A 17,680-nucleotide genomic window follows, 5' to 3' on the forward strand; every position below is an offset into this window, starting at 1 on the left:
CGTGGCGGCGGTCAGGCCCTGCTGCGCCAGCTCCAGCCGCCGCGGCGTCACGTTCAGTTCGGGCTTGCCGGGCTGGTCGCTGGTCTGCACCTCGACGAGCCGGGCGCCGAACGCACCATCCTCGTGAGCTGCCGGCGGCCGCCAGCAGCTGCGTCGGGTCATCGGCCGTGATCTCGATCCCGAGGTCGGACCTGGCGACGCGCTTCTTCGCCGACCGCCGACACCGACAGGCGCATCGGGGACGCCCGCCAGTTCGGGGCGCAGCACGTTCATGAACGCGTTGACGCCCAGCGAACGCCTTGACCGGCTTCAGGCGGACAAGGACCGCCGCATCCTCGATGCCCCGCGCCTGCCGCCGACCTTCACCATCACGCCTTCCACCTCGGGGTGGGCGCCGGCAATGGAATATGCCACGCGGTCGGCCACCTCGCCGGAACGGGACAGGCTCGTGCCCTCGGGTGCCCGATGAGCTCCTGCACTGGCCCCGGGTCGGTGGTCGGGATGAACTCGCCGCCCACGAAGCGGAACAGCATCAGGCTGCCGACCAGGACCAGGGATGTCACGGCCAGCGGCACCCACTTGCGGTCCAGCGACCAGGCCAGCGAGCGGCCGCACGCCGCGGCCAGGCCGTCGTAAGCCCGGTTCCAGCCCCGGGCCAGCCGGGCGCCCAGGCCTTCGCCGTGCCCGACTCCCTGCCCCGGCCGAATCATGCGGGCGGCCAGCATGGGCACCAGCGTGAAGCTGACCACCAGCGAGAACATGGTGGCATAGACGACGGTCAGGCCGAACTGCAGGAAGATGCGACCGATGACGCCGCTCATGAAGGCGATCGGCGTGAACACGACGACGCTGGAGGTCGAGGCGAGCACCGTGATGCCACTTCCTTCATGCCGCGCTCGGCGGCTCGAACTGCTCCACGCCTTCCCGCACCAACCGGCCGATGTTCTCCAGAACCACGATTGAGTTGGTGACCAGCGTTCCCACCGAGATGCCGAGCGCCATCAGCGACATGACGTTGAGCGTGAAGCCGGACGACTGCATCAGCATGAACGTGGCGACGACCGAGATGGGCATGGCCACCGCGGCAATCAACGTCTGCCGCCAGTCGTGCAGGAACACGAACAGCAGCACGCCCGCCAGCAGGATGCCGAGGGCCAGGTTCGTGAGCACGTCCCGGACGGAATCGCGCACGAAGCCCGCGTTCTCCGAGACCTGCTCCAGGCGGTAGTCGGACGGCAGTTCGGACCGCAGCTTCTCCACGGCCTCCTGCACGCCGGCAACCACCTTGACGGTGTTGCCGTCGCTGCGCTTCTGGACGCCGATGCCGATGACCGGCTGGCCCTTCCACTCGGCCATCTCGCGCAGTTCGGCCGTGGCGTCGCGGACGACGGCCACTTCCGACAGCGGGATGGACTGGCCGCCGGCGATCGGCAGCCGGAACTGGGCCAGCTCGGCCGGGTCGCGCACCTCGCCGCGCAGGCGCACGTTGATCTCGCCGGCGCCGCGCGTGATGTGCCCGGCCGGGACGTTCAGGTTGGCGGCGGACATCAGGCGCACCACGTCGAGCAGCGTGAGCCCGTAGGCGCGCAGGCGCTCGGCGTCCACATCGACCCGCACTTCGCGCTCGCGCGCGCCGGTCACCACGACCTCGGCCACGCCGTCGACGCGGCTCAGGCGCTCGGAAATGACCTGGTCGACGGTCCGGTAGACCTCGTCGAGAGGACGGTCGGCCGATACGGCCAGGTTGATGACCGGCTCGCCGCCGATGTCGTACTTGGCGATCACCGGGTCGTCGGCATCCTCGGGCAGCTCCGAGCGGATGCGGTCGATCTTGTCCTTCACGTCGATCGCGGCCTGGTCCTGGCTCACCTGCAGCGCGAACTGGATGATGACCTGCGAGACGCTCTCACGCGATGTGGAGGTCAGTTCCTCGATGTTCGCCAGGGTCGACACCTGGTCCTCGATGCGCTTGGTGACCTGCGACTCGATCTCGCCCGGCGCCGCGCCCGGGTAGACCGTGGTGACCACGATGACCGGGTAGTCGATGCGGGGCATCAGTTCCAGGTTCAGCGCGCGATACCCGTTCCAGCCCAGGTAGAGCATGGCGACCATGAGCATGGTCGTCAGCACGGGTCGCCGCACGAATGCGCTCAGCATGGACATCTCAGCCCTCCACGCGGCGGACGCGGTCGCCGTCGCTCAACCGGCTCTGCCCGAAGCGCACGACCTGCTCGCCGGCGTCCAGGCCCGACGTGATCTCGACGAAGTCGGGGTCGCTGGCGCCGATCGTGACCGGGCGCTTGCGGGCCACGTCGTCGGCGCCCACCACGAACAGGGCGTTGCCGTCGACGAGCGCCGCGGCCGGCACGCGGACCACGTCGGTGCGCGCGCCGGTGCGCACGCGGGATCGAGACCAGCAGGCCGGGCACGAGCCGTCCGTCGGTTGGCGAAGAGGGCTTCCCGGCCAGGAGATGGGTCTTCGGGTCGGCACGCAGGTCGAGGCGCGCGACTTCGCCCTGACGCAGGGAGCCGTCGGGCGCGTCCCACGCCACCGGCTGGCCCACGGCCAGTTCGAGCGCCTGCCGGCTGCCGGCGGTGAAGTGGACCTTCACGTCGTCGGTCCGCGCGATCCAGACCAGGGGCTTGCCGGCCTCCCGCCACGTCACCCGTGTTGGCGACGATGCCGGCCACGATGCCGTCCTGCGTGGCGACGAGCGAGGTGCTGCCCTCCACGTCCTGCAGTTCGGCGGCCGCCACCTTCAGCCGGGTCTCGGCCTGGTCCAGCGCCTGGTCGCTGATCGCGCCCTGGGCATGCAGCGCGCGCAGGCGTTGCACGTCCTTCACCAGGTTCTCGTGGTTGGCCCGCGCGCGGGCGTAGCTGTGGACCATCGGCGTCGGAGCCTCGCGCGCCAGGCGCACGATGACATCGCCGGCGCGCACCTTGTCGCCTTCGTGCACGTTGATGGCCGTGATGCGCAGCGCATTTGTCGAGGTCACCGCATACTGCACCACGCCCTCGACCGTGCCGGCCAGCGGCAGCCAGCGCTCGCGGTCGCCGCGGTCGGCCGCCACCAGTTCGACGGGCTTGCCCGACGCTGCCTGCGTCGATTCCAGGCTGGCCGGCGCCTCGGCGCTCGAGAGTGCATTGAAGCGGACCGCGAACGCGGCAATCGTCAGCACGGCGATCGTCGCCAGGATGGCCGGGGTCCTCGGGATGCGGGTCTTCATGAGTCGGCTCCTGTGCTGCCGACCGCCAGTTCCAGGGCGGCCTGTGCGAGGTTCGAGGCGTGAAGGGCGGAGGCCAGCTGGGCGCGGGAGGTGGCCAGGGCGCGTTCGGCGTCCAGGCGTTCGAGCGGGGTGCCCACGCCGTTGTCGAGGCGGACGACTGCCAGGCGGTGTGTCTCCTGCGCCAGGCGCACGGTTTCCTGCGCACCGGACAGCGCCGCGAGCGCACTCTCCAGCGACAGCGCGGCCCGCCGCACGGCCAGTTCGCGGTCGCGCAGCGCGCTCGAGTTCAAGGCGGGTCCCGCGCAGCCACCACGGCGGCCAGCGCGCGCAACTCGGGGCTGCCGGCGCGCATGCGGGCCAACAGGTCGTCGAGCGGCGCCGGTGACGGCGCTGCCGCCAGCGTGTCGGCCGGCGCCACCTCGGCGCCGCAGACGCGCGACAACTGGAGATCGGCCAGCGCGAGCCGGTTGCGCGCCTGCACCAGCCGCGGGCGATGGTTGGCCAGTTCGACGTCGGCACGCTGCCCGTCGAAGCGACTGGTCGTTCCCTGCTCGACACCCAGCCCGGCCAGGCGCGCGGCCTCGGCCGTCTCGGCCAGCGCCAGTTCGGCGTTCGCCAGTTCGGCCCGCGCCAGCAGCGCATCGCCGTACGACACCGCCGCCAGGTAGCGCACGTAGTCGCGCACGGCCACTTCGCGGTACCGGGCGGCGTCGACCCCGCCGCGCGCGGCGCTTTCGGCCGCCGCCAGGCGACCGGAGGTCCAGAGGTTGATGCGGGCCGTCAGGGCGATGCCCAGCTCGAGGTCCTGCCCCATCTCCAGGCGCGTGACACCGCCGAACGCGGCGCCCAGGTCGGGCGGCAGGAACATCACCGGCTTCTTCAGGTTGGCGGCGTACTGCGCCGCGAGGTCGAGGGTCGGCAGTCGACCCGAGCGCGCGTCGGCAAGGTTCGCCACGGCGGCGAGCACGGCCTGCGTGGCCTGCTGCACGGTCTGGTCGCCGCCCAGGGCCAGGCGCACGGCTTCGTCCCTGGTGACGGGTGTCTGGGCCGCGACGGCGCCGGCCCACAGGACCGCCGCCACGCAGCACATCAGGCGATTCATCGGTTTGCCTCCGGGCGCGCCAAGTGCGGGCGCACCATCAGGTCCATGATGCGATCGGGAATATCCTGAACGGGTCCTCGACGCCGCTGGCAGCCAGGTCATCCACGAGCGCGCTGCCGGCGCCGACGATCATCGTGGCCAGCAGCCCGGTGTCGACGGGGCGCAGTTCCCCGCAGGCGATGGCCCGGTCGAGCAGGCGGCGGGTGCGGTCGCGGAAAAGTTCGATGATGGACTGCTCGGCCTGCTGCGGGCGGCCGAGCTTCTCGGCGACCTGCAGGCGGATGAGTTGCAGTTGCCCCGACGCGAAATCAAAGGCCGCGCGTAGCGTGGCCAACAAGGCCAGCAGCGGCGCCGAGTCGTCGTCGACGCGGGCGGCGAACGCAGCGCAGTTCGTTGATGGCGCGTTCCTGCAGGGTGCGCAGCAGCGCTTCCTTGGAAGGGAACAGCGTGTAGATCTTGCCGACCGAAAACTCGGCCCTGCCGGCAATCTGCTGCATGCTGGTGCCGTGGAAGCCCTGCGCGGCGAACAGGGCCAGTGCCGCGTCGAGGATCTCGATCTCGTCCTGGCGGCGGCGGCGTTCGCCTCGATTTCCGGTCATGGCGGCCTCCCGAACGGTGATTTCACGTTGTGAATCGACATTCACGATATGAATCTTAATTCATTTTTTCAGCGGCCGCCAGCAGAAAACGCGCGAGCATGTTCATATTTGTTGCAACACATTACACAACAACAAGTTGTCTTGCCGTCGGTCCCCGCGCCGACTTTCACTGGCGACACCACCGTCCCCAAGAACCCGCCACGCCCGGACTTCCTCGACACGGTGCCGGCCGCGGCCTAATTTCTCAGGGCAACCCCCGCGAGGCCGAAAATACGGCCCACGACGCCCGGCCCCACCTTGCGTCGCCCCGTGAGTCGAACCCGAAGAGGCGCGCGCGTCCATGGCCGCAGAACTCCAGCCACGCCCCCGGCACACCGGTGTGCCCACCGGCCTGCCCGCCGTTCGGCGCGCGCCTGCGCGCGCTCACGGCGGCGGTGGCGTTGCTTCTTGCGGTGACCCTGGGCGGTTGCCGCGCCTTCCATCCGGAAGCCGCTCTCGTCAACAAGGCACCGGAGACCTACATCATCGGCGCGCCGACCGAGCACGGAGGCGGCTACTACCGCTTCCATGTCTACTGGTACGGTCGCGACGAGGACGGCTACGTCGAGCGGTTCGTCTGGGCGTTGAGCAGCGGTACGGCGCAGGATCCCCGCACCGTCGACGACGAGGAGGATCGGTTCTTCAACCCGGGCGTTAACGCCTCGACGCTGGCGATCGGACACTGGACGACGCGCACCGACTCGATCTTCAACTTCACGGTCGACAACGGCGCCAATCCGTCGGCCGAGAGGACGCTGCACCTGGTCGCCCTGGACGACCGCGGCGCCTTCGACCGCACGCCGGCGCGGCTCCACTTCTTCGCCAACAGCCTTGGCACCCCGACGATGCAGTTCTTCCGCATCGACGGCACCGACACCGTGGCCCTGGCGCCGGGCGCCGTCGACACCGTGGGCTATGGTCGCCCGTACAACCTGGCGTGGCGGGCGCGTTCCCTGAACATCCGCGGCTACGGCGACGAGACGCTGGCCCTGCTCGACACACTGCCGCCCCTGACGGACGGGATCGTCGGCTACAAGTGGATGTTGCGCGGCCTGCCAGGCGAGGAATGCGATGTCACGAACGAGGACTGCTGGCATCCGCGCCGCTTCAACGAGAGCACGAACGACAGCTTCTCGTATTTCGGCGATGACACCGCGCTCCGCTTCGCGAACGACGGCTCGGCCCCGGGCGCCTTCCGGCGCCTGCTGCCCAGCGGAACCGTCGAGGTACTTGCCAATGCCATCGATATCGCGGGCGTCGAGGTCGCTGAGAGCGCGCGGCGCTTGCGCTTCATCGTCAATTTCGATCCGCAGACGCTCCTGCTGGACGGCGAGGCCGACTGGGCGCATCCGGACGATCCCGAGACCTACCCGTACTACATCCAGCTGGGCGACCCGGGGCGAACGCACCATCCGTTCCGCTCCGGCGATCGCATTCCCGACCGCACCTATGTGGTGGTCAAGGCCCTGGCCAGGGACGATCCGCGCGACATGCGGACCGCAGACGACTACCGGATCGGGCTGAACGGCTACCTGCAATGCTCGCGCAGCAACTACCTGGGGGGAGTCTTCAACTTCGCCTCGGAAGCCAGCGTGATTGACAACGCACCCGCCTGGGATGCTGGTGCCGGCGGCTGGTACGGCGACACGCTGGGATTCCTGACGGCGCCCAGTTCCACCTTCACGATCAACATGGTCTCGGTGGACGAGCTGGCGCGGCGCGACGGGTCACCCGCCACGCTGTCGTTCTCGGTCGGCTACCCGCCGTGCCTGCAGTGCATCGAATTGTTGCCCAAGCCGGGGATTTCGACCTCGGCCTTCGACGAGGACACGGCGTGCGTGGAGAGCGCCGCCGAGGTGGAGACGCATCCCTGCCTGGCCGGCGTCACCGACCTGAGGGTAACCTATGCCGGCGACGGCCCCGACGACCTGCGCTACTACGGCGTCACGAACATGATGGTGCACCGCGACACCGGCTTCCTGAAGGTCGCCGAGTCGCCGGCGCCGGGCGAGATACCGTTCTACTACGTCCTGCCGTCGCGCCTCTACAAGTTCAACCTCCTGCTGCACGGGCAGGACGACCCGCGCGATGCCTGGGCCGAGCCGCTGCGCCGCATGGGCGCCTGGCGCTACCAGGTGTCGTACGCCTGCGACCCTTACAACGTCATCCAGGACGGCGGCGGGAACGACGAGATCCGCGCCACCACCTGGGGTCCGCCCAAGCCGCAGACCATCGACCCGACGACCGGGGTCTGGAAGCTCGAGGTGTCCGTGGCCGTGCCCACCCTGCTGGTGCAGCAGGGTCCGGCCGTCTTCCGCGCCTATCTCAACGCCGCCATGGCTGCCGGTGACCCGACGATCGTCGACATGATCTACGACGCCGTCACGTCGCAGTTCGGCGAGGGCACCATCGATGCGGTGGCCGTGGACCAGACCATCTGCGGGCTGGACCCGGATCGCCCGGCACGCTTCAACTTCTTCCGCAACGTGCGTGTGCCGGCAGGATTGCCGGCCGGCTTGTCATGGCGTGACTGTGGGCTCGACGGCTACTTCGGGAACCGCATCAAGGATCGGTTGCCGTTGTCCCACGGCGCCATGTCCAGCCTCGGGGGCGAGCCGGTGCGCAAGCGGTTCCGCCTGACGCTGGTGACTCCCACGGGCGAACTGGTGTGCAGCGGCGACTGATGCCCGGTGCGTGCAGCCAGGCGTTCAACGGGGAGTTGCGGCAGCATCCAGCTGCTGGAGGTCCTGCCGCACCTGCGCGGCCTCGGGCGTGTCGGGCGCCAGTTGCAGGAATCGCTCCCAGGCTGTCCGGGCCTCGGCATCGCGCCCTCGGCGCGCGTGGACCACTCCCAGGTGCCTCCAGGCCTCGGCATCGGCAGGCGCGCGGCCCAGGTATTCCCCGAGCAGGATCACGCCTGTCGCCTCGTCGCCGGCTTCGGTCTCCAGCCAGCCCGCTTCCTTCCGGCGCATCCAGTTCGAGGGCTCGACACGCAGTGCCTCGCGATAGGCCGTGAGCGCCGCCGCGAACTCGCGCCTCTCGGCGCGCTGCCGGCCCAGCTTCTCCCACAGGAAGGCGATCTCGCGATCGTCCGGATAGGCCTGCGGCCGCAATCGAGCCAGGACGCGCTCACGCTCGGCATCCTGTCGCGCCGGATCGGTGACCGAGCCGAGGTTTCCGTTCAGGCGATAGTGACTGTTGCCGTAGTAGGAGCGGTGCAACCAGACCGCCATGTCCTCGACCCGGGCGTACGACGAGCGCTCGCCGGCGTTGACGGCGAAGACCGTTGCCGTGGCGAGTCCGAGCACGAAGGCCGGCGCGATCCAGCCCGGGGCGCGCGGCACATTGCTTTCCTGCCCGTGCCTGCGGCCGGCGGCCGCCACGAGCAGCACGGCCGTGTAGAGCAGCGGTGGCGACACCACGCACATCAGGTCCCAGTCGAAGGGGTAGCCGATCGAAGGGTTCAGGCAGAAATCGTGCAGCAGGGCGGCAGCGGCGGCAGCGGCCGTCACGTGCGCCGCCGCCGGGCGCCACGACCGCGACCACAGCAGGACAATGGCGAGCAGGACGGCCGGCGACGACAGTGACCACAGTGATCCGGCGAAGTCGAGCAGGTGCGGCCCGGAAAAGAGCGTGTAATGAAGCCACGGCTGCGCGACGCACGCCGTCGAGACCGGCAGCAGCACCTGCCGCGGCTCGGGCAGGCCGCCGGTGTAGAGGTAGTCGTAGCACCAGGCGCCGGTGACCATCCAGGCGCCGACCGCCATCACGAGGAAGACGCCGACCAGCGCGAGTGCCGCGCGTCCACCGCTCCAGGCGCGCAGGCGCGGCCGCGAACACGCCACATCGCGCAGCACAGCCAGCAGCGCCGCCGGCAACAGCACCAGCCACTGCCAGTGCAGGAACACCGCCACCGCCAGTGGCAGGTACACGCGTGCGCGCCGCAGCGAAGGCCGCTCGGGCGGCGCCAGCAGGAGCGGCGCCAGCGAGACCAGGAACCAGGTCGCCGCCAGCCGCGGCAGCGTGTAGTTCTCGACGTGGCCGAAGAAGAGCTGATTCGCGCCGTCGACAAGACCGAGCCAGGCGACGGCGGCGCGCGCCCAGCCGTGCAGCCCCGGCATCGTGGCCGCCAGCCGCAGGTGCAACAACACGAAGGCGGCGCCGCAGAGCGACGAGACGAGGCGGTAGCTCGCCAGCCAGGAAAGCCCGGTCGCGCGCTCGACCAGGTCATGGACCAGCGCGACGGCCGATCCGCGCGTGGCGATCCCGGGCTCGAGGACGCGCCCCAGGTGCCGCGCCAGGTCGTCGGGCCCGTGGTGGTTGAGGATGGCGAGGGTGTCGCCGTACATGCGCGTGGCGACCGGAAAAGCGAGGAAGCCTCCCAGTGCGGCGAGCGCGGCAACGGCAGGAACCAGGAGCGGGTGTCGCGCCAACGCCTCGCCGCCCGCAGCCCAGGCCGCCAGGAACCGGCGGCGCCAGGCCGGGACGCACAGCGCCGCCGACAGCAGGGCCAGGAACAGCGGCCAGGACACGGGCACGCGGTGGAGATGGTCCCAGCCCCAGGACCAGCCGGTTCCGCCAAACGCACCGGCCGCGAGCGGAACGCCAAGCACGACGACCGCCCCGACCAGGAGCGGACGGGAGGCTGGGGCCGAACGGGTTACGTCGTCGCGGGTCATGGCCGGTGTATAGCAGACACCCGCGGCAGGGACCACTGGTTTGCCGGTACCGGCGATCTCGCGGATATTGGGCCGCCACACCCCCACCCGCAGCGAAAGGCCCGGCCCGTGGAAGTGTCCCGACGCACGCTCAAGATCCTGGCCGCCGTGGTCTGGTACGCCGGCGGCGTGGCGCTGACGCGCAAGGGCGTCAGCCTTCTCCTCGAATCGCGGCGGCAGGATCCCGAGAGCGATTGCCTTTTCGTGGCGCTCGGCGCGGCCCTGCTGCTGGGCGGGTTGAAGGCGCGATTCCTGTTCAACCGCAGCTGCCGGCGGAACCTGGCGCGCATCGCGGCGCTCGAGCATCCGCGCGTCTGGCAGTTCTACCGCCCGGGGTTTTTCGTGGCGCTGGCGGTCATGATCGCGACCGGCGCGCTGCTGTCGCGGCTGGCTTACGCCGATCCGCGGTACATCTGCTTCGTCGCGGCCGTCGACCTGACGATCGCCGTGGCGCTGCTCGGATCCAGCTGGGTGTTCTGGCGCGAGCGCGCGTTCGCCGCGGCATCGCCGACCGGCTGACCCGGCGATGCCCGGAGATGACCCCGTGGACGATTCGTTGATCCCCGACCATTTTCGAATCCCTGTTTCAGGCACACCGCAACCGGCGCGTCGTCGCCGCCGCCGCCGAAGTGCCGCCCGCGCCGATTGATTCTGGACACCGCCCGCAGTCGGATTAACATTCATTTTACCGGATCTTTACATTCGCGGTCGCACCCGCCACCCATCCGACCCGGAGCGAGTCCGATGAAGTTCCTGCCATCCCAGGTCGATTTTCTGAAGTTCTTCGAACGTTCCGCGGACAACGTGCTCGAGGGCGCCATGGCCTTCAACGCCATGGTCGCCGACTACCGTGACCTCGAGGCGAAGGTTGCGCGCATCAAGGAACTCGAGACGGCCGGCGACACGATCACGCACGAGACGCTCGACGCGCTGAATCGCACGTTCATCACGCCGATCGATCGCGAGGACATCCACGCGCTCAGCTCGAAGCTCGACGACATCCTCGACCTGATCGACGCGGCGGCACACCGCCTGCTCGGCTACCGCATCGAGGCGGCGACGCCCGACCTGGTGCTGCACGCGCAGATGCTGATCAAGCCGATCGAGACGATCAAGACGGCACTGCTGCTCCTGGACAACATGAAGCACCACGAGCGGATCATCGGGCTGTGCCTCGAGGTCCGGCGGCTCGAGCACGAGGCGGACGTGATCCATCACGGCGCGATCACGCGCCTGTTCGACCACGAGAAGGACCCGATCCGCATCATGAAGCTCAAGGAAATCTACGAGAACCTGGAAGAAGCCACCGATCGCTGCGAGGATGTCGCCGACATCATCGAATCGGTGATCCTGAAGAACTCCTAGTCAGCGGTAGACCGGCCGTGACACCTGCGCACAGTGGACCCGCCTGCCATGGGGAGCCGAGCCGATGGACCTGACCATCGTCATCATCATCGTCCTGGTGGCGCTGATCTTCGACTTCATCAACGGCTTCCATGATGCCGCCAACTCCATCGCCACCGTGGTCTCCACGCGGGTGCTTTCACCCAAGTACGCGGTGATGTGGGCCGCCTTCTTCAATTTCCTGGCCGCTTTCACCTTCGAGCCGCACGTGGCGCAGACCATCGGCAAGGGCGTCATCCATGCCGAATCGGTGACGGCGGGCGTCATCGTCTGCGGGCTGATCGGCGCCATCGTCTGGGACCTGCTCACCTGGTGGTGGGGACTGCCGACGTCGTCGTCGCACGCGCTGATCGGCGGCTTTGCCGGCGCAGCGGTGGCCAACGCCGGGACCGAGTCGCTCATCGCCGCGGGCCTCCTGCGCATCGGCTCGTTCATCGTCCTGGCGCCGCTGATCGGCCTGATCGCGGGCTTCGGCATCATGCTGGGCGTGGCCTGGGCCTTCCGCCGCGCGACCCCCTACAAGATCGACGTGCTCTTCCGCCGCCTGCAGCTGGTGAGCGCCGCCGGGTACTCTCTGGGCCACGGCCTGAACGATGCGCAGAAGACGATGGGCATCATTGCCATCCTGCTGGTGGCATCGCACGACAAGGTGCCGAAGGACAGCTTCCTCTACATGGAAGAATTCCACATCCCGCTGTGGCTCATCCTCACCTGCCATGCCGCCATCGCGGCCGGCACCCTGGCCGGCGGCTGGCGCATCGTCAAGACGATGGGCATGCGCATCACCAAGCTGCGGCCGGTCGGCGGCTTCTGTGCCGAGACCGCCGGTGCCTTGACGCTGGTCGGCGCTTCCATGGCCGGCATCCCCGTCTCGACGACGCACACGATCACCGGCGCCATCGTCGGCGTGGGCGCCATGCACCGCACCTCTGCCGTGCGCTGGGGTGTGGCCGGGCGCATCGTCTGGGCATGGGTCTTCACGGGGCCGGCTGCGGCGGGTATCGCCTGGTTGTTGATGACGGGGCTGAAGGCTGTTACGCGCTGAACCCGGCATCCCGGCGCCTATGACGGGACAGGGCGTCCGGGTCGAGGGCGTGCCGCGGACGGGAGCCCTGCCGCAGGTGGCGCCTACGTCTGTCGGTTGTCCGGCGCGGGTGCTGTCGTGTCGCGTAAGATTTTGTTGGCCAAATAGTTATCAAAAATGGACGGTCGCGCCGGGCACGGGTGGACTGGCGGCACGAATCCGGATAGGATAAATCCGGATTCGTGCCGTTTCCCACCTCCCGGAGGTCGTCATGAACCGATACAGCCACTACCTGCTCTGCCTGGCCCTCCTCGTCCTGCCGCTCGTCGCCGTTGCCGATTCCGGAACCCCGCAGTGGTTCGGCGGCCAGGGCGCGCGCCATTTCCCGATCACGACCGCATCGGCCGACGCCCAGCGCTGGTTCGATCAGGGGCTCACGCTCTGCTACGGTTTCAACCACGCCGAAGCGATCCTCTCCTTCAAACAGGCCGCCGCCGCGGATCCCGAGTGTGCGATGGCCTGGTGGGGCGTCGCCTATGCCTGGGGCCCGCACATCAACAATCCGGAGATGAACGAAGAGGCGATCGAGCAGTCCCACGCCGCCATGACGACGGCGATGGAGAAGCTGGCGAATACCTCGCCACTCGAACGGATGCTGATCGAGGCGCTCAACCATCGCTACGCGTGGCCTTCGCCTCCTGACCGCATGCCCTGAACCAGGCCTATGCAGCCGTGATGCGCGAGGTGTGGCACGCGCACGCCGACAATGCCGATGTCGGCGCGCTCTTCGCCGAGTCGCTGATGAACCTGCGCCCGTGGGACCTGTGGACCCCGGACGGCCAGATGCAACCGGGCACCGGCGAGCTCACCGAGACTCTGGCCTCGGTGCTGGCGCTGGAGCCGAAGCACCCGGCCGCGCTGCACTTCTCGGTCCACACCTGGGAAGCCTCGCCCACGCCGGAGAAGGCCCTGCCCGCGGCCGATGAGCTGCGCGACCTGGTGCCGTGGGCCGGGCACCTGGTGCACATGCCCGCTCACATCGACATCCGCCTGGGTCGCTATGCGGAGGCGGCAACGGCCAACCAGAAGGCGATCGCCGTCGATCTCGCCTACGTCGAGAAGGCCGGGCGCGGCGGGTTCTACACCATCTATCGGGCGCACAACTACCACTTCCTGGCCTATGCGGCCATGTTCGAGGGACGGCGCGAGGTGGCGCTGACGGCGGCCCGCGACATGGTGCGCGAAGTGCCGTTGGACGTGGTGCGCGCGTTCGCCGACCTGCTCGACGGCTTCCATGCGGTGCCGTACCACGTGATGGTGCGCTTCGGGATGTGGAAGGAGATGCTCGACGAACCGCGTCCGCCCACCGACCTGCCGGTCATGCAGGCGCTGTGGCGCTACGGGCGCACGATGGCGCTGTCGTCGCTCGGCCGCGTCGAGGAGAGCGAGCGCGAGCTCTCCGCCTTCCGCGACGCCTGTGGCCAGGTGCCCGAGTCGCGCACCATGGGCAACAATCCCACCCTGGCGATCCTCGACATCGGGCTGTCGCTGGCCGAAGGCGAACTCGAGTACCGCCGCGGCGGCCATGAACGCGCCTTCGAACTGCTGCGCGTTGCCGCCCGGCGCGATGACGCGTTGCGCTACGACGAACCGTGGGGCTGGATGCAGCCGGTGCGACACGCACTCGGCGCCCTGCTGCTGGAACAGGGAAGGTGGCCGAGGCCGAGAAGGTGTACCGGGCCGACCTGTCGCGGCACCCCGGCAACGGCTGGGCGCTGACGGGCCTTGCCGAGTGCCTCGACCGCGACGGCCGGCAGGCCGAGGCCGAGCAGGTGCGCGCCCAGTTCGCCAAGGCGTGGAAACGCGCGGACACGCCGGTCGCAGCCTCGTGCTTCTGCCGGCTCGATGTCGCCGAGGCGGGCAGCGGCCAGCGGCGTTGACGGTCCGTACGGCCATGCGGCAGGGCCCGGGGCGCGTTTGCTCCCCGGGCCCGCGGCCGCCCCGCTCACTGCAACTGCCCTTTCAGAAACATCTTATCAATAAGGACTTTTCAAGTCTTATTTTATTGGGGGCCGCCCCCCGGCTTGGTAAAGTGGACGTCTCCCAACGTCCGCCCCTGAGCCGAGGAGGGTCCCCATGTCGCACCCCCACCACATCCACCGGCACCTGAACCGGATTGTCCTGACGGTCACCGCTGCCCTGGCCTTCTGCGCCGCGCCCGCCCAGGCCTACCTCGCGCTGCTGCGGCAGGGCGTCGAATCGGCAGAAGTGCCCAACAGCGGCGACCTGTTCGGCTACACGCTGGCGACCGGCGACTTCGACGGTGACGGCTACGACGACCTCGCCGTGGCCGCACCCTGGGAAGCGAACGGCCTGATCAATGCGGCCGCCCACGGACTGGTGACGGTGAACTGGGGCACGGTCTACGGACTGGGCCACCAGAACGCCGCGACCCTCAGCCCGGGTACACCGCTCGACGATTCGGTGAAGTTCGGCTACGCGCTGGCCGTCGGCGATTTCAACGGTGACGGGTTCGACGACCTGGCGGTGGGGCTGCCCGACAACGACAACGGCGCCGTGGTCGACGCCGGCGGCGTCTGGATCTACGACGGCTTCAGCGGCGGCATCCAGCTGGCGCCGAGCCTCATGCTCTCGGAATCGAACACCGGCGGCATCGCCGAGACAGACGACAACTTCGGCTTCACCCTCGCCACCGGCGACTTCAACGGTGACGGCTTCGACGACCTGGCCATCGGCACCATCGGCGAGGACAACGGAACCGGCGACGTGACCGTCGTGCGCAGCGGCGGCGCGGCGGGGCTTTCGCCGGCGACATCCACGACGTTCCACCCCGGCGTGCTCGGCGGCAGCCTGGGCAGCCCCGGCGGCTGGTTCGGCAAGGCCCTCGCCACCGGCGACCTCGACCAGGACGGCTTCGACGACCTGGTCGTCGGCGCCCCGAAGACCACGGTCGGGGCCGTCGGTTCGTCGGGCCGCGTCTACGTGCTCTACGGCGGCGGCAGCGGCATTTCCGCCACCGGCACCTGGAAGTGGGACACGTCCAATCATCCCGGCTGGCTGCAAAGCACGGCGCTGGAACTGGGCTGGAGCCTGGCGATCGGGGACTTCAGCGACCTGGACGGAAACGCGCCGCTGCAGTTCATCGCCGGCGCGCCCGGCTATGAAAGCGGCGGCCAGAACGACACGGGCGCCATCGTTCTCTTCTCGCACGACGACGCCAGCCGGGCGCTCGGCAATACCCGCATGGTCTACAACCAGCCGGCGAACCAGTCGAATGACCAGGTGCTGACGAACGACCGCTACGGGGAGACGCTGGCGACCGGCGACTTCGACGGCGACGGCTTCGCCGACCTGGCTGTCGGCGCCGTAAGCAACAACATCACCGAGCAGGCCGCGCTGGGCGCCCAGCTCGACGCGGGCTCGGCCTATCTCTACACCAGGGACGGCGCCGTCCTGACGCTGGACACCCACATCACGCACGTCACGCTGAACGACCATGTCTTCGGCGGCGACAACCTCGGCCGCGGGCTGGCCTTCGGTCGCTTCGAGGGCGGCGGCCGCGCGGCGCTGGCCGTGGGTGCCCCCTACGGCGACGACTTCTCGTACGAAGGCGACCCGACCGTCAGCAACGCCGGCCGCGTGTACATCCACGCGCCGTGGCGGCAGCCGCGGAACCGGCCCCACCGCGGTTCGGCCGCGCTCGACTGCAACGGCTACCTGATCTACGCGCAGCGCGCCTGGCAGCGCATGCGCCCGGCCAGCACCACCAAGACGATGACGCTGCAGCTGGCCTGCGACGCGCTGGACCAGGGCCAGGACCCGAACCAGCTGACCACCATCCCGGCCTGGGTGGCGAACAACGTGGGCGGCTCGCAGGCGGGCCACCTGCAGGGCGACAGGCTGACGTTCTTCGACCTCTTCAAGACGATGATGACCGTGTCGGGCAACGATTCGGCGATGTGGCTGGGTTCGCTGATTTCCGGCGAGGGGCTTGGCGGCTGGACCGGGTGGTCGACGCAGTCACCGGGCTTCGCCGCCGACATGGAGACCCAGGCCGACAACTTCGGCATGAGCTCGGCGACCAGCTTCACGAATGCGGCGGGCATCGACTCCGGCGACCATTACACGACGCCGCTCGACTTCGCGATCATGTCGTGGCAGGCGATCCAGGACCCCTGCGTGAAGGGGATCGTCAACCAGCCCAACTGGTTCGTGCCCGTGCAGCGTATCGGCGCCAACGGTATTCCCGGCCAGTACGGCAACATCATCCTGCAGTTCACGAACGGCTTCGTGAACGGAGTGCGCGGACAGAACCCTTCGGCCGTGGGCATGAAGGGCGGTCAGACGCCGGGCGCCCTGCGTACCGGCGTCTACAATTCGTACGTGCCGCTGGCGGCGGCCCACAACGCGGCCTCGGGCTTCGGCGTCTGGGACGACGACATTCCCGTGCTCGGCACCATCGCCGACTGCAACAGCTGCATCGGCGCCGAGCTGCTGGCCATCGCCGATCTCTACTGCCAGCAGGCGGCGATGCCGGACGACATCGTGATGCCCGATCCCGTGCCCGGCCCCTGGTCGGTGCTCAGGGACCTGAGCTCGGCCGCCGAGGACACGGCAAGGGGACTGGTCTTCAATGCAGCCGGCACGGAAGCCAACGAACTGGGCCGGCTGATCCAGGTGGACCTGCTGCGCGCGAACCAGGCCTGGCCGACCGCGAACCTGACGGCGCTCCTGCGCCACACCAGCGAGTTCTGCGTGAGCCCCGGCCGTGACGCAACTGTAGGCACGGCCCCTTACCAGCAGCACGACGGCTTCGTGATCTCCAACCGCGGCGGCGCGACGGTCACCATCAGCGTGATCGCCTCCGACCCGGCCGGATACCAGCAGGTTGTGACGCTCGCACCCGACGACTTCTTCAACGTGCCGGCCACCGACGGCAGCGCACCCGCCCCCGACTTCCAGTTGTCGGTGGCCAACCTCAGCTCCACGGCGAACGCGTGCCTCGAGGTGCAGGAGACGGGCTATCGCAGCCAGGTCTCGCTGGGCGACGGCATGTCGCTGCCCGATGTGGCCACGTTCCACCTCGAGCGCGTGCTCTCGGCGACGAATGACAGCTGGTCGCTGGAGTTCCTGGGCCTGGATCCCCAGCCGGGCAACCTGCTGGATGTCAGCGCCCACGACCCCGGCGCCTCCAGTTCCGTTGGCGACGGGCCCGGCCTGCCGGTGGCGCCGCGGCCCGTGCTGTCGCGCCTGCTGCCGAACGTGCCCAACCCGTTCAACCCCAGCACCACGATCCGCTTCGACCTGGCCGGCGGCGGCAGCGTCGACCTGCGCGTATTCGACGTGCGCGGCCGCCTCGTGCGCACGCTGGCGGCAGGCGCGGTCTACGTGCAGGGCCGGCACGAAGTGGCCTGGGACGGGCGCGACGAGCGCGGCCAGGCGGTTGCGTCCGGCGTCTACGTGGTGGAACTGACGGCCGGCAGCACCCGGCAGTCGCAGCAGGTCATGCTCCTGAAGTAGGCGAATGACCGCCTGCTCGAGGTCA

Annotated in this window: 17 protein-coding genes; 8 read left to right on the forward strand and 9 right to left on the reverse strand. The window is 69.3% G+C overall.

From position 1 onward, the window contains the following. The 8 genes from IPG61_15925 to IPG61_15960 form a co-directional block, all read right to left on the reverse strand. A partial coding sequence (locus IPG61_15925) for a hypothetical protein (protein MBK6735528.1) occupies nucleotides 1-162 on the reverse strand: 162 nt, incomplete at its 3' end. A 206-nt stretch (nucleotides 163-368) separates the two neighbouring features. Further along, entirely contained in the window at nucleotides 369-869 is a 501-nt protein-coding gene (locus IPG61_15930) for an efflux RND transporter permease subunit (protein MBK6735529.1), read from the reverse strand. 16 nt (nucleotides 870-885) lie between these two features. Then, entirely contained in the window at nucleotides 886-2,163 is a 1,278-nt protein-coding gene (locus IPG61_15935) for an efflux RND transporter permease subunit (GenBank protein MBK6735530.1), read from the reverse strand. A 36-nt stretch (nucleotides 2,164-2,199) separates the two neighbouring features. Continuing rightward, entirely contained in the window at nucleotides 2,200-3,228 is a 1,029-nt protein-coding gene (locus IPG61_15940) for a biotin/lipoyl-binding protein (protein MBK6735531.1), read from the reverse strand. Further along, nucleotides 3,225-3,518 (reverse strand): TolC family protein, encoded by a 294-nt coding sequence (locus tag IPG61_15945; GenBank protein ID MBK6735532.1) that lies wholly within the window; start codon nucleotides 3,516-3,518, stop codon nucleotides 3,225-3,227. The genes IPG61_15940 and IPG61_15945 overlap by 4 nt, the downstream gene beginning before the upstream one ends. Further along, nucleotides 3,515-4,330 carry a TolC family protein gene (locus IPG61_15950; protein MBK6735533.1) on the reverse strand — a complete coding sequence of 272 codons (816 nt, stop codon included), beginning with the start codon at nucleotides 4,328-4,330 and terminating at the stop codon, nucleotides 3,515-3,517. Before IPG61_15950 ends, IPG61_15945 begins: the two co-directional genes overlap by 4 nt. Nucleotides 4,331-4,367: 37 nt before the next feature. After that, a complete protein-coding gene (locus IPG61_15955; GenBank protein ID MBK6735534.1) occupies nucleotides 4,368-4,664 on the reverse strand; it encodes a hypothetical protein in 297 nt (98 codons plus the stop codon). Beyond that, nucleotides 4,639-4,929 carry a TetR/AcrR family transcriptional regulator gene (locus IPG61_15960; GenBank protein ID MBK6735535.1) on the reverse strand — a complete coding sequence of 97 codons (291 nt, stop codon included), beginning with the start codon at nucleotides 4,927-4,929 and terminating at the stop codon, nucleotides 4,639-4,641. The genes IPG61_15955 and IPG61_15960 overlap by 26 nt, the downstream gene beginning before the upstream one ends. Nucleotides 4,930-5,306: 377 nt before the next feature. Between IPG61_15960 and IPG61_15965 the strand changes: the two genes are divergently transcribed. Then, nucleotides 5,307-7,652, forward strand: coding sequence for a hypothetical protein (locus IPG61_15965; GenBank protein ID MBK6735536.1), 2,346 nt, complete (start codon nucleotides 5,307-5,309; stop codon nucleotides 7,650-7,652). Nucleotides 7,653-7,676: 24 nt separating this feature from the next. Here IPG61_15965 and IPG61_15970 read toward each other — a convergent pair whose 3' ends face one another. After that, complete coding sequence (locus IPG61_15970) at nucleotides 7,677-9,581, reverse strand: tetratricopeptide repeat protein (GenBank protein MBK6735537.1); 1,905 nt, start codon at nucleotides 9,579-9,581, stop codon at nucleotides 7,677-7,679. 174 nt (nucleotides 9,582-9,755) lie between these two features. Between IPG61_15970 and IPG61_15975 the strand changes: the two genes are divergently transcribed. From IPG61_15975 to IPG61_16005, 7 genes are all read left to right on the forward strand, one after another. Beyond that, nucleotides 9,756-10,205, forward strand: a complete 450-nt coding sequence (locus IPG61_15975; GenBank protein ID MBK6735538.1) for a hypothetical protein — start codon at nucleotides 9,756-9,758, stop codon at nucleotides 10,203-10,205. A gap of 225 nt (nucleotides 10,206-10,430) precedes the next feature. Then, a complete protein-coding gene (locus IPG61_15980; GenBank protein MBK6735539.1) occupies nucleotides 10,431-11,051 on the forward strand; it encodes a DUF47 domain-containing protein in 621 nt (206 codons plus the stop codon). Nucleotides 11,052-11,115: 64 nt separating this feature from the next. Continuing rightward, the gene (locus IPG61_15985) at nucleotides 11,116-12,135 is read left to right on the forward strand and encodes an inorganic phosphate transporter (protein ID MBK6735540.1); all 1,020 of its coding nucleotides are present in this window, start codon (nucleotides 11,116-11,118) and stop codon (nucleotides 12,133-12,135) included. Between the two features lie 250 nt (nucleotides 12,136-12,385). Beyond that, on the forward strand, nucleotides 12,386-12,829 hold the full coding sequence (locus tag IPG61_15990; protein MBK6735541.1) for a hypothetical protein: 444 nt from the start codon (nucleotides 12,386-12,388) through the stop codon (nucleotides 12,827-12,829). A gap of 20 nt (nucleotides 12,830-12,849) precedes the next feature. Beyond that, entirely contained in the window at nucleotides 12,850-13,893 is a 1,044-nt protein-coding gene (locus IPG61_15995; protein MBK6735542.1) for a hypothetical protein, read from the forward strand. Further along, nucleotides 13,827-14,054 carry a hypothetical protein gene (locus tag IPG61_16000; GenBank protein MBK6735543.1) on the forward strand — a complete coding sequence of 76 codons (228 nt, stop codon included), beginning with the start codon at nucleotides 13,827-13,829 and terminating at the stop codon, nucleotides 14,052-14,054. The genes IPG61_15995 and IPG61_16000 overlap by 67 nt, the downstream gene beginning before the upstream one ends. A gap of 196 nt (nucleotides 14,055-14,250) precedes the next feature. Beyond that, nucleotides 14,251-17,655 carry an FG-GAP repeat protein gene (locus IPG61_16005; protein ID MBK6735544.1) on the forward strand — a complete coding sequence of 1,135 codons (3,405 nt, stop codon included), beginning with the start codon at nucleotides 14,251-14,253 and terminating at the stop codon, nucleotides 17,653-17,655. Nucleotides 17,656-17,680 lie beyond the last annotated feature (25 nt).

The sequence above is a fragment of the bacterium genome, assembly GCA_016703265.1.
In the GTDB taxonomy this organism is placed as follows: domain Bacteria; phylum Krumholzibacteriota; class Krumholzibacteriia; order LZORAL124-64-63; family LZORAL124-64-63; genus CAINDZ01.